This is a genomic window from Streptomyces roseoverticillatus (genome assembly GCF_000719265.1).
Taxonomy (GTDB): domain Bacteria; phylum Actinomycetota; class Actinomycetes; order Streptomycetales; family Streptomycetaceae; genus Streptomyces; species Streptomyces roseoverticillatus.
In genome coordinates, this window is record NZ_JOFL01000006.1 from 620,094 (window position 1) to 633,816 (window position 13,723).

The window sequence follows — 13,723 nt, forward strand, 5'->3', positions numbered from 1 at the left end:
CTGCTCGCCGCGTACGAGGGGCGCGTCTCCGTCGCCGCCGTCAACACCCCCTCCTCCCTGGTCGTCTCGGGCGACGAGGACGCGGTGTTCGCGATCGCCGCCCGCTGTGAGGAGCTCGGCCGCCGCACCAAGCGCCTGCGCGTCAGCCACGCCTTCCACTCGCCGCACATGGACGTGATGCTGGAGGACTTCGCCCGCGCCGCCGCCGGCGTCACCTACGGCGAGCCCACGCTGCCGTTCGTGTCGACCGTCACCGGCGCGCCCGTCACCGCGGACGAACTCCGCTCGCCGGAGTACTGGACCGGCCAGGTACGCGGCACCGTCCGCTTCGCCGACGCCGTGCGCCTGCTCACCGGGCACGGCGTGACCACCTTCTTCGAGCTCGGCCCGGACGGCGTGCTCTCCGGGGCGGTCCGCGGGACCGCCGGCGAGGAGAGCGGCGCCGTCGCCGTCCCCGCGCTGCGCCGCGACCGCCCCGAGGAACCGGCCCTCACCACGGCCCTCGCCCGCCTGCACGTGCGCGGCGCACGGGTCGACTGGAGCGCCGTGTTCGCCGGCACCGGTGCCCGCCGGACCACGCTGCCGACCTACCCCTTCCAGCGCGAGCGCTACTGGCCCGAGGCGGCCGCCGGGACCGCTGCCCCGGGCGGCCCCGCCGATGCGGCGGACGCCGCGTTCTGGTCGGCGGTCGAGCGCGCGGACCTCGCGTCCCTGGGCACCTCCCTGGACCTGGACGACGACACCCTCACCACCGTCGTGCCCGCCCTGGCGTCCTGGCGCCGCAAGCGCCGCGAGCAGGCCACCGTGGACGGCTGGCGCTACCGGGTCACCTGGAAGCCCCTGACCGGCGCGTCGGCCTCCGGCCCGGCGCACCCGGCCGGAACCTGGCTCGTGCTCGCACCGGCCGGCGCCGCCGACCCGGCCTGGCTCGACACGGTCGCCGGATCCCTCGGCACCGGCACCGTACGCGTCGACGTCACCACTCCGCGGCGCGCGGACCTGGCCGACCGGCTGCGCGAACTGGCAGGTGAAGGCCGGGAGTTCACCGGCGTGCTGTCCCTGCTCGCGGCGGACGACACGTACGGCGAGGACGGAGTCCCCGCCGGCCTGCTGCTGACGACGGCGGCCGTCCAGGCCCTGGGCGACGCCGGCATCGAGGCGCCTCTGTGGTGCGTCACCCGCACCGCCGTGGCCGTCGGCCGCTCCGAGCGCCTCGCCCGCCCGGCCCAGGCGGCCGTCCAGGGCCTGGGCCGCGTCGTCGCCCTGGAGCACCCCGAGCGCTGGGGCGGCCTCGTCGACCTCCCCGACGAGCTCGCCGGCACCACCTTGCACCGACTGGCCGGCGTGCTCGCCGGAAGCGGCGGCGAGGACCAGCTCGCCGTACGCGCCACCGCCACGTACGCCCGCCGGCTGGCCCACCACCCGGTCGGGGACGCCCCCGCACCCGGCGAGTTCCGGCCCGGCGGCACCGTCCTCGTTACCGGCGGCACCGGCGCCCTCGGCGGCCGTGTCGCCCGCTGGCTCGCCGAGCGCGGCGCCCGGCACCTGCTGCTCGTCAGCCGGAGCGGCCCCGATGCCCCGGGAGCCGGCGAACTGCGCACCGCACTTGAGGACGCGGGTGCCCGGGTCACCCTGGCCGCCTGCGACACCGCCGACCGCGACGCGCTCGCCGCCGTCCTGGCCGCGATCCCCGAGGAGCACCCGCTCACCGCCGTCTTCCACACCGCGGGCACCGTGGACGACGGCGTCGTGGACGCCCTCACACCCGAGAAGTTCGCTACCGTCCTGCGCGCCAAGGTCGCGGCCACGCTCGCCCTGCACGAGGCGACCGGGGACCACGACCTGACCGCCTTCGTCCTCTTCTCCTCCGTCGCCGGCACCCTCGGCGCACCCGGCCAGGGCAACTACGCCGCCGCCAACGCCTTCCTCGACGCCTTCGCCGAGCACCGCCGCGCGGCGGGCCTGCCCGCGACCTCCCTCGCCTGGGGCCCCTGGGCCGAGGGCGGCATGGCCGCCGACGGGGCCGGCATCGAGAGCCGCGTCCGCCGCGGCGGCTTCACCCCCATGGCACCCGCACAGGCACTCACCGCCATGCGCCACGCCATCGAACACGGAGACACCGCCACGACCCTCGCCGACATCGACTGGCCGCGCTACGCGGACGCGTTCACCGCTCTCCGCCCCAACCCCTTCGTCGGAGACCTCCCCGAACTGCGCCGCGGCGGCGCAGCGCCCGCCGCAGGAGCACCGGAGGCCGCCCTGCGGGAACCGGCACTGCGCCGGCAGCTCGCCGGGCTGTCCCCGTCCGGGCGCCCCCGCTTCGTCCTCGATCTCCTGCGCGGGCAGGTGGCCGCGGTCCTCGGGCACTCCGGCACCGGCGGCATCGGCGCCGACCAGCCGTTCAGCGACCTCGGTTTCGACTCGCTGACCACCGTCGAACTGCGCAACGCCCTGACGGCCGCCACCGGGCTCAAACTGCCCGCGACGCTCGTCTACGACTACCCGACCCCGCTCGCCCTCGCCGGCTTCCTGCTCACCGAGCTCCTCGACACGCTCCTCGACACGCTGCCCGGCACCGGCCCGGCCGCCGCCGCCCCGGCCCCGGCCGAACGGGCGGCGGACGACGACCCGGTCGTCATCGTCGGCATGAACTGCCGCTTCCCCGGCGGCGTACGGTCCCCCGAGGACCTCTGGCAGCTGCTGGTCCGCGGCGGGGACGCGATCTCCGGATTCCCCGCCGACCGCGGCTGGGACCTCACCGAGCTCGCCCGGGGCGCCTCGGCGACCCTCGACGGCGGATTCCTCGACGGCGTCGGCCTCTTCGACGCCGCCTTCTTCGGGATCTCGCCCCGTGAAGCGCTCGCCATGGACCCGCAGCAGCGCCTGCTGCTGGAGACCGCCTGGGAGGTCTTCGAGCGCGCCGGGATCGACGCGACCACCCTGCGCGGCAGCCGCACCGGCGTCTTCGTCGGCACCAACGGCCAGGACTACGTCAACCTCCTGCGCCGGGGCACCGCCGACGTCCGCGGCCACGTCGCCACCGGCAACACCGCCAGCGTCATGTCCGGCCGGCTCTCGTACGCCTTCGGCTTCGAGGGCCCGGCCGTCACCGTCGACACGGCCTGCTCGTCGTCGCTCGTCGCCCTGCACATGGCCGCGCAGTCCCTGCGCTCCGGCGAGTGCACGCTGGCCCTGGCCGGAGGCGTCTCGGTCATGTCCGGCCCCGACTCCTTCACCGAGTTCACGGTCCAGGGCGGGCTGGCCCCCGACGGCCGCTGCAAGCCCTTCGCCGACTCGGCCGACGGCACGAGCTGGTCCGAGGGCGTGGGCGTCCTTGTCCTGGAACGCCTCTCCGACGCCCGCCGCAACGGCCACGACGTCCTGGGCGTCGTACGCGGCACCGCCGTCAACCAGGACGGCGCCTCGAACGGCCTGACGGCCCCCAGCGGCCGGGCCCAGCAGCGCGTCATCCGCCGGGCCCTCACCGACGCCGGCCTCGCCCCCGCCGACGTCGACGCCGTCGAGGCGCACGGCACCGGCACCCGGCTCGGCGACCCCATCGAGGCCCAGGCCCTCATCGCCGCCTACGGCCGGGAGCGGCCCCGCCCCCTGCTGCTCGGCGCGGTCAAGTCGAACCTCGGCCACACCCAGGCTGCCGCCGGCGTCGCCGGCATCATCAAGATGATCCTGGCGATGCGGCACGGTGTGCTCCCGCAGAGCCTGCACATCGACACCCCGACCACGCACGTCGACTGGGCGGACGGCGCCCTCTCGCTCATCACGGAGCGGCAGGAGTGGCCGGAGACCGGGCACGCCCGGCGGGCCGGCGTCTCCGCCTTCGGCGTCAGCGGCACGAACGCCCACGTCATCGTCGAGCAGGCGCCGGAGGAGGCGGAGCCGGTCACGGACGGGCCCGCTGATGTGCCGGGCCCGGTGCCCTGGCCGGTGTCGGCCAAGTCCGGGGCCGCGCTGACGGCACAGCTGGAGCGGCTCTCCGCACTGCCCGGCCGGTCGCCGGCCGACGTGGGGTACTCCCTGGCCACCGGCAGGGCCGCGTTCGCCCACCGCGCGGTGCTGCTGGCCGACGGCGAGCGGGTCTCCGAACTCGCCCGCGGCACCGCCCAGGACGACACCGGGAAGCTCGCGGTGCTCTTCTCGGGCCAGGGCTCGCAGCGGGCCGGCATGGGACGCGAGCTGTACGCGCGCTTCCCGGTGTTCGCCGAGGCCCTCGACGCGGTGACGGCCCACTTCGACGCCGAGCTGGACCGGCCGCTCCACGACGTGATGTCCGGCGACGGGCTGGACGAGACCGGGTACACGCAGCCGGCGCTGTTCGCGATCGAGGTCGCGCTGTTCCGGCTCGTCGAATCCTGGGGGATCCGCCCGGACTTCGTCGCGGGGCACTCGATCGGTGAGATCGCGGCGGCGCACGTGGCGGGGGTGTTCTCGCTGGAGGACGCCTGCCGTCTGGTGGCGGCGCGGGCCCGGCTGATGCAGGCGCTTCCGGCCGGCGGTGCGATGGTCGCCGTCCAGGCGGCCGAGGGCGAGGCGGCCGCGCGGCTGGTGGACGGGGTGTCCATCGCGGCGGTCAACGGTCCCGAGGCCGTCGTCCTCTCCGGGGACGAGACCGAGGTGCTGCGCATCGCGGGGGAGTTCGCGGCCGAAGGCCGTAAGACGCAGCGGCTGCCGGTCAGCCACGCCTTCCACTCGCCGCTGATGGAGCCGATGCTGGACGGCTTCCGCCGGGTCGCCGAGAGCCTGTCCTTCGACGCCCCCCGGATTCCGGTCGTGTCGAACGTGACCGGCGAGCTCGCCTCCGGGGAGGTGCTGTGCTCGGCGGAGTACTGGGTCCGGCACGTCCGGGAGACGGTGCGCTTCGCCGACGGCGTCCGCGCTCTCGCCGCCGAAGGCGCTTCCGTCTTCCTGGAGGCGGGCCCGGACGGTGTGCTGACGGCGATGGCCCAGCACATCCTGGAGGACGTCCCCGTCGCGGTCCCGGCGCTCCGCAAGGACCGCCCCGAGGAGGAGGCCCTGCTGACCGCCCTCGCGCGCCTTCATGTGACGGGTATCGAGGTGGACTGGGCCGGGTTCTTCGCCGGCACCGGTGCCCGCCGCGTCGAACTGCCGACGTACCCGTTCCAGCGCGAGTGGTACTGGCCGGAGCCCGCCCGGGCGGGCAGCCAGGATCCCCTGGACTCCGAGTTCTGGGCCGCGGTGGAGCGCGGGGACCTGGAGGCGCTGTCGGCCGGCCTCGGTCTGGACGACACCGCGCTGTCGGCCCTGGTGCCCGCCCTGTCCACGTGGCGCCGCAAGCGCGTCGAGCGCTCGGCCGCCGACGGCATGCGGTACCACGTGACGTGGAAGCCGCTCACCGGGACCGCCTCGCGCGCCCTCCCCGGGCCGTGGCTGGCGCTCCTCCCGGCGGGAAGCGCCGACGACGCGTGGACCGCAGCCGTGGTCGCGGCCCTCGGCGACGGCGCCGTACGCGTCGAGACCGACGTGACGGACCGGGCCGCGCTGACCGGCCGTCTCGGCGAACTCGCCGCCGGGGAAAGCGGTTTCGCGGGCGTCGTTTCGCTGCTCGCCGCCTCGGCCGCCGACCCCGTACCCGTCGGCACGGCATGGCCGGACGAGGTCGTACGGGCCCTGGCGGACGCCGGTGTCGACGCCCCGCTGTGGTGCGTCACCCGCGGTGCGGTGTCCGTGGACGACGCGGACGCCGGCGTGAGCACCGCCCAGGCCACGGTGTGGGGGCTCGGCCGCGTGGCGGCCCTGGAGCACCCGGAGCGCTGGGGCGGTCTCGTCGACGTGACGGACGTTCTCGACGGGCGCTCGGCCGACCGGTTCCGCGACGTGCTCTCCGGCACGGACGGTGAGGACCAGGTGGCGCTGCGGCCCTCGGGCGCCTTCGGGCGCCGCCTCGTGCGCGCTGCGGCGGACGCCCGGGCGGTGCCGTGGCAGCCCTCCGGTACGGTCCTCGTCGTCGGCGCGGCGTCCGGCACCGGCGGCCACGTCGCCCGCCGGCTCGCCGGGCAGGGCTCCCGGCACGTCGTGCTGGCGGCCGGCCCGTCCGCACCGGACGCGGCGGAGGACCTGAGCGCCGAACTCGACGCCCTGGGCGCCCGGTTGACGCTCGTCGCCTGCGACCCCGCCGACGGCGATGCGCTGCTGACCGCGCTCGCCTCGACCCCGGAGCCCCTGACGGCGGTGGTGTACGCCGACGGGCCCGGCTCGTCCTCCGCCGACGACCCGGCCACGGCCCTGGCCGCGCTGCACGCGTGCGTCGAGAACGTGGCGGCCGTGGCGAGCGCCGCGGCCGGTGACCGGCCCCTGGACGCGTTCGTCCTCTTCTCCACGATCGCCGGCACCTGGGGCGCGAGCGGCAGGGGAGCGGAAGCGGCGGCCGGGGCCCTGCTGGACTCCCTGGCCCTGCGCTACCGCGCACACGGATTGCCTGCCGTGGCGGTCGCGTGGGGCGCCTGGGCGGACACCACCGCCGGCGGCCTGGCCGCGCACTTGCGGGCCAACGGGCTGCCCGCGATGGATCCTGGGCTCGCCCTGACCGCGCTCGCCCGCTCCGTCGGAGACGACGCCGCCTCGGTGACGGTCGCCGACGTGCGGTGGGACGTGTTCGCACCGGCCTTCACCCGTAGCCGTCGCAGCGCCCTCTTCACGGACCTGCCCGAGGCCCGCGAGGCCCTGGCGGGCTCCGGCGGCACCGGGCCGGACACGGCGGCCGCCGCTTCCGGGCTCCGGGCCGGCCTCGCGGCCCGCCGGGCCGAGGAGCGGACCGAGGCGCTGCTGGCCGTGGTCCGCGCCGAGGTGGCCTCGGTGCTCGGATTCGCCGACGCGGGCGCCGTCCCGACCGGAGCGCCCTTCAGGGACCTCGGCTTCGATTCACTGACCGCGGTCGACCTCCGCAACCAGCTCGCCACCGCGACGGGCCTGTCCCTGCCCGCCACGCTCGTCTTCGACTACCCGACGGCCGAGGCGCTGGCCGCCCACCTGCTGGCCGAACTCCTCGGCGAGGACGGCGAGGACGGGGAGGAGGACACCGGGACGGGGGCGGTGCGCCCGCGCGGCGCCGCCACGGCAGACGACCCCGTCGCGATCGTCGGCATGAGCTGCCGCTACCCCGGCGGGGTCCGCTCGCCCGAGGACCTGTGGGACCTGCTGGCGGCCGGCGGCGACGCCATCGGCGGCTTCCCCACCGACCGGGGCTGGGACCTGGACCGGCTGCTGCACGGCGACCGCGACGGCCGCGGCGCGACCGTCGCCAAGGGCGGCGGGTTCCTCCACGACGTGGCGGACTTCGACGCCGGATTCTTCGGCATCTCACCGCGCGAGGCCATGGTCATGGACCCGCAGCAGCGCATCCTGCTGGAAGCCTCCTGGGAGGCCCTGGAGCGGGCCGGCATCGACCCGGCCGGGCTGCGCGGCGGTGACACGGGCGTGTTCATCGGCGGCGGCTCGGGCGACTACCGGCCCGAGGCGGGCCAGCTCGGCCACGCGCAGACCGCGCAGTCGGCCAGCCTGCTCTCCGGCCGGGTGTCGTACTCCCTCGGCCTGGAAGGCCCGTCCGTCAGCGTCGACACGGCCTGCTCGTCCTCGCTGGTCGCCCTCCACCTGGCGGCCCAGGCCCTGCGCAACGGCGAGTGCCCGCTCGCGCTCACCGGCGGCGTGACGGTGATGTCCACCCCGGTGAACTTCGTCGAGTTCGGGGAGATGGGCGCCCTCGCTCCGGACGGCCGCTGCCGGGCCTTCTCGGCCTCGGCGGGCGGCACCGGCTGGTCCGAAGGCGTGGGCGTCCTCGTCCTCGAACGCCTCTCGGACGCCCGCCGCAACGGGCACGAGGTCCTCGCCGTCCTGCGTGGCTCCGCCGTCAACCAGGACGGCGCCAGCAACGGCATCACGGCGCCCAACGGGCCCTCGCAGCGCCGCGTCATCCGGCGCGCGCTGGCCGACGCGGGCCTGGCACCGGCCGACGTGGACGCTGTGGAGGCCCACGGCACCGGCACCACCCTGGGCGACCCGATCGAGGCCCAGGCGCTGCTGGCCACGTACGGTCAGGACCGCGAGCGGCCGCTGCTGCTGGGATCGCTGAAGTCCAACATCGGCCACACCCAGGCGGCCGCCGGCGTCGCCGGAGTGATCAAGATGGTCCTGGCGATGCGGCACGGCGTCCTGCCCAGGTCCCTGCACCTGGACGAGCCGTCGGCACACGTCGACTGGACCGCCGGCGCGATCGAGCTGCTGGCCGCCGAGGCCGCCTGGCCGGAGACCGGCCGCCCGCGCCGGGCCGGCATCTCGGCGTTCGGCGCCAGCGGTACCAACTCCCACGTCGTCATCGAGCAGCCCGGGCCGGCCGCGAAGGCTCCCGGGCCGGCGGAGGAACCCCGCGGCCTGCTGCCCGTACCCGTCTCGGCCGCCGCGCCGGACGCGCTGCGGGACCAGGCACGGCAACTGCACGCCTACGTGACGCGGCGCCCCGGACTCCCCGTCGCCGAGCTCGCGCTGTCCGTCGCGACGACCCGGTCGGCCTTCCCGTACCGGGCCGCGGTCCTCGCCGACGGCCGCGACGACCTGCTCCGGGGCCTGGCCGCGCTGGCCGACGGCACCGACGCACGGCAGGTCGTCCGGGGGGACGCGGAGGCGCGCCGCGGGAAGCTGGCGGTGCTGTTCTCCGGCCAGGGATCGCAGCGCGCAGGGACGGGCCGCGAGCTGTACGCGCGCTTCCCGGTGTTCGCCGAGGCCCTCGACGCCGTGCTGGCGCACCTCGACGGTGAACTGCGGGACGTGATGTTCACCGACGCGGAGCGCCTGAACGAGACCGGCTTCACCCAGCCCGCGCTGTTCGCGGTCGAGGTGGCGCTGTACCGGCTCGTCGAATCCTGGGGCGTCCGCCCGGACTTCGTCGCCGGGCACTCCGTCGGCGAGATCGCGGCGGCCCACGTCGCCGGGGTCTTCTCCCTGGAGGACGCCTGCCGGCTGGTGGCCGCACGGGCGCGGCTGATGAACGGTCTGCCCGCGGGCGGCGCCATGGTCGCCGTACGGGCCCCCGAGGACGAGGTGCGGGCGCACCTGACCGACGGCGTGTCGATCGCCGCGGTCAACGGCCCGGAGTCCGTCGTCCTCTCCGGCGACGAGGCCGCCGTCCTCGCCCTCGCGGAGAAGCTCACGGCAGACGGGCGGAAGACTACGCGTTTGCGGGTGAGCCATGCGTTTCACTCCCTGCACATGGACGCCATTCTCGAGGACTTCCGGCGGATCGCCCGGGGCATCGCCTACGACCCCCCGGCGATCCCGCTCGTGTCCAACCTCACCGGCGAGGCGGCGGACGAGCGGCAGGTGTGCTCACCGGACTACTGGGTGCGCCACGTCCGCGAGGCCGTCCGCTTCGGCGACGGCGTGCGGACCCTCGCCGAGCGAGGCGTGTCCGTCTTCCTGGAGCTCGGCCCCGACGGCTCGCTGAGCGCCATGGCCCAGGACACCCTCGACGCCCTGTCCGCGCGGGCGGTGACCGTATCGGCCCTGCGCAAGGACCGCGGCGAGGAGGAGTCCGTGGTCACCGCGCTCGCCCGGCTGCACGTCGGCGGCCTGAGCCCGCACTGGCCCGCCGTCCTGGGCACCGACGCGACCACGCCCCGCCACGCCGACCTGCCCACCTACCCGTTCCGGCACCAGCGGTTCTGGCCGGAGACACCGTCCGCCACCGGCTCCCGTACGGCCGGGGGCGACGACGACGGCTTCTGGTCGGCCGTGGCGGACGAGGACTTCGCCGCGCTGGAAGCGACCCTGAACGTGGACGGCGACGCGCTGTCCAAGGTGCTCCCGGCGCTCGCGGACTGGCGCCGCCGCCGCGGTGACGAGAGCACCGTCGACGGCTGGCGGCAGCAGATCACCTGGAAGCCGCTCACCCTCGCCCCCTCCCGGGCGGCGGCGGGCAGCTGGCTCGCCGTGATCCCGGCGGCGCACGCAGACGACCCCTGGGTCGACGACGTCCTGACCGCCCTCGGCCCCGACGTGACGCGGCTGGAGGCCCACGGCCCGGGACGCGGGGAACTGGCCGGCCGGCTGCGGGAGACGTCCGCCGGCGGACGCGCGTTCACCGGCGTGCTCTCCCTGCTCGCCCTGGCGACCGCGCCCGCCGGCGAGGCGGACGCCCCCGAAGGCCTGGCGCTCACCACCGCGCTGATCCAGGCGCTCGGCGACGCGGACATCACCGCACCCCTGTGGTGCGTCACGCGCGGCGCGGTCGCGGCCGCGCCCGCCGAGCCCGTGCCCGGCGCCGTCCAGGCCGCGGTGTGGGGACTGGGGCGCGTCGCCGCCCTGGAATACCCGCAGCGCTGGGGCGGCCTGATCGACCTGCCGGAGACCCTCGACGCGCGGACCGCGGACCGCTTCGCCGCGGTCCTCGCGGCCCCCGGTGACGAGGACCAGATCGCGGTACGGCCCTCCGCCGCCCTCGGCCGCAGGCTGGTGCCCGTACCGGCCGGGCGCACCGCGCGGGAGTGGAACCCCACCGGCACCGTCCTGATCACCGGCGGCACCGGGGCACTGGGCTCCCGGGTGGCACGCGAACTGGCCCGCGCCGGGGCACGGCACCTGCTGCTCGTCAGCCGCCGGGGCCCCGACGCACCCGGCGCGGCCGGACTGCGGGCCGAACTCGCCGCGCTGGGCGCGGAGGTCACGCTCGCCGCCTGCGACGCCGCCGACCGCGACGCGCTCGCCACTGTCCTCGCCGCCATCCCCGCCGAGGCGCCCCTGACCGGCGTCGTCCACACCGCCGGCGTGCTCGACGACGGCGTGCTCGACGGCCTCACCCCGGACCGCTTCGAGGCCGTCTTCCGCGCCAAGGCCGGCTCGGCCCTCGCCCTGCACGACCTCACCCGCGACCTGGACCTCGCCGTGTTCGCCCTGTTCTCCTCGACGTCCGCCGCGGTCGGCAACCCCGGACAAGCCGGCTACGCCGCCGCCAACGCCTTCCTGGACGCCCTCGCCGAGCAGCGCCGGGCCGACGGCCTCCCCGCGACCTCGATCGCCTGGGGAGCGTGGGGCGGCGGCGGAATGGCCGGCGACGACCGGGCGGCCGCCGCGGCCCGGCGCACCGGCATCCGCCCCCTGGACCCGGACCTCGCCGTCACGGCGCTGCGCCGGGCGGTCATAGGCGGCCGGCCCACCGAGGTCGTCGTGGACGTCGAACACGACCTGTTCGTACGGCACTTCACCGCCGTACGACCCAGCCCGCTCCTCGCGGAGCTGCCCGGCGGCACCGCACCCCGTCCGGCCGGACACGCGGACGAGGAGCCTCCCGCCACCGCCCTGCGCGAGCGGCTGACGGGCCTGCCGCCCGCGCAGCGCTCCGCGGCCGTACTGGACCTGGTGCGCACCCGGGCCGCCGCCGTGCTCGGACACCCCACGGCCGACGCCGTCGGCGCCGACCGGGCGTTCCGGGACCTCGGCTTCGACTCCCTCAGCGCGGTCGAGCTGCGCAACCGGCTCAACGCCGCGACGGGACTGAGCCTCGCCGCCACGCTCGTCTTCGACCACCCGAACCCCGCGGACCTGGCGGGCCACGTCCTCGGCCTGCTCCTCCCGGAGGACGGGGCGGGGGAGACGGACGCCGACGACCTCGACCAGCCCGGCATCAGGGCCCTGCTCGCCTCCGTCTCCGCGGCCCGGCTGCGCGAGATCGGCGTCCTCGAACCCCTGCTGAAGCTCGCGGCCGAGCAGAGCGCCGCGTCCGGCGGCGGGGCCATCACGGAGGAGGCGCACGCCTACGACGAGTCGATCGACGCGATGGACGTCGACGACCTGGTGCGGGCGGCACTCGACGGCAATTCCCACCACGAGCGCTGAAAGAACGGACCATGACCACATCCAGCGAAAACGTCGTCGCGGCCCTTCGCGCCTCGCTGAAGGAGGCCGAGCACCTGCGCCGGCAGAACCACAAGCTCGTCGCCGCGGCCAGGGAGCCGGTCGCGATCGTCGCGATGAGCTGCCGCTACCCCGGCGGCGTGCACTCGCCCGAGGACCTGTGGGAACTCCTGGCCGCGGGGAAGGACGCGATCGGCGCGTTCCCCACGGACCGCGGCTGGGACCTGGACGCCCTGCGGGACGCCGGGGCCGACCGGCGCGGCAACGCCGTCAGCCAGGAAGGCGGCTTCCTCGACGGCGCGGGGGACTTCGACGCGGACTTCTTCGGCATCTCGCCGCGCGAGGCCGTCACCATGGACCCGCAGCAGCGGCTGCTCCTGGAGACCTCGTGGGAGGCGATCGAGAGGGCCGGCATCGACCCGCTGTCCCTGCGCGGCAGCCGCACCGGCGTCTACGTCGGCACGAACGGCCAGGACTACGCCTACCTGCTCGTCCGGTCCCTGGCCGACGCCACCGGCGACATCGGCACCGGAATCGCCGCCAGCGCCACGTCCGGCCGGCTCTCCTACACGCTGGGCCTGGAGGGCCCGGCGGTGACCGTCGACACGGCGTGCTCCTCATCCCTCGTGGCCCTGCACACGGCGGTCCAGGCCCTCCGGGCCGGCGAGTGCTCGCTGGCCCTGGTCGGCGGGGTCAACGTCATGTCGTCCCCCGGCTCCCTGATGGAGTTCAGCCGGCAGGGCGGACTGGCGGCCGACGGCCGCTGCAAGGCGTTCGCGGACGCGGCCGACGGCACCGGGTGGTCCGAAGGCGTGGGCGTCCTCCTCGTCGAGCGGCTCTCCGACGCCCGCCGCAACGGACACCCCGTCCTCGCCGTCGTCCGGGGCTCGGCCGTCAACCAGGACGGCGCCTCCAACGGCTTCACCGCGCCCAGCGGCCCGTCGCAGCAGCGGGTGATCCGCCAGGCGCTGGCGAGCGCGGGGTTGTCGGCCTCCGATGTGGATGTGGTGGAGGCGCACGGTACGGGCACCCCCTTGGGAGATCCGATCGAGGCGCAGGCGGTGCTGGCGACGTACGGGCAGGGCCGGGATCCGGCACGGCCGTTGCTGCTGGGTTCGGTGAAGTCCAACCTCGGCCACACACAGGCCGCCGCCGGGGTGGCGGGAATCATCAAGACCGTCATGGCGATGCGGCACGGGGTCTTGCCGAAGACCCTGCACGTGGATGCGCCGTCGTCGCACGTGGACTGGTCGTCCGGGGCGGTCGGGCTGCTGACGGAGGCCCAGGAGTGGCCCGAGACCGGCCGGCCGTGGCGGGCTGGTGTCTCGTCGTTCGGGATCAGCGGCACGAACGCGCACGTGATCGTGGAGCAGGCAGAACCGGAACCGGAACCGGAGACGGCGGCCGAGGACCCGGTAACGGATCCGTCGCCCGGCCTGGTGCCGTGGCCGGTGTCGGCCCGGTCCGAGGCGGCGCTGGCGGCGCAGATCGAGCGGATCTCGGCGCTGCGGGGCGTGACGTCACCGGTGGACGTGGGGTTCTCGCTCGTCTCGGGCCGCTCGGCCTTCGAACACCGGGCGGTGCTGCTGGCGCAGGGGCCTGACGGCGAGCTGTCCGAACCGGCCCGGGGGCGCGCGGAGACGGGCCGCCGGGTCGCGGTGCTGTTCTCGGGTCAGGGTGCCCAGCGGGTGGGTATGGGCCGGGAGCTGGCCGCGCGTTTTCCGGTGTTCGCGGAGGCGCTGGATGTGGTGCTGGGGCATTTCGACGGTGAGCTGCGTGAGGTGATGTTCGCCGATGCGGAGCGGTTGGACGCGACGGGGTTTACGCAGCCGGCGTTGTTCGCGGT

2 protein-coding genes (1 of these 2 running past the window's edge) are annotated in these 13,723 nt (G+C 75.9%); both read left to right on the plus strand.

The genetic code is table 11. The features are described 5' to 3' along the window. On the plus strand, positions 1-11,859 hold the final stretch of the coding sequence (locus IF61_RS0109920) for a type I polyketide synthase (protein WP_030365920.1). 16,773 nt of this gene lie to the left of the window's left edge; 11,859 of the gene's 28,632 nt are visible here — the last part of the coding sequence; its start codon lies off the left edge, out of view; it ends in the stop codon at positions 11,857-11,859. A gap of 11 nt (positions 11,860-11,870) precedes the next feature. Beyond that, positions 11,871-13,723: type I polyketide synthase (locus IF61_RS0109925; protein WP_030365921.1), on the plus strand; the 1,853-nt coding region annotated here is incomplete at its 3' end.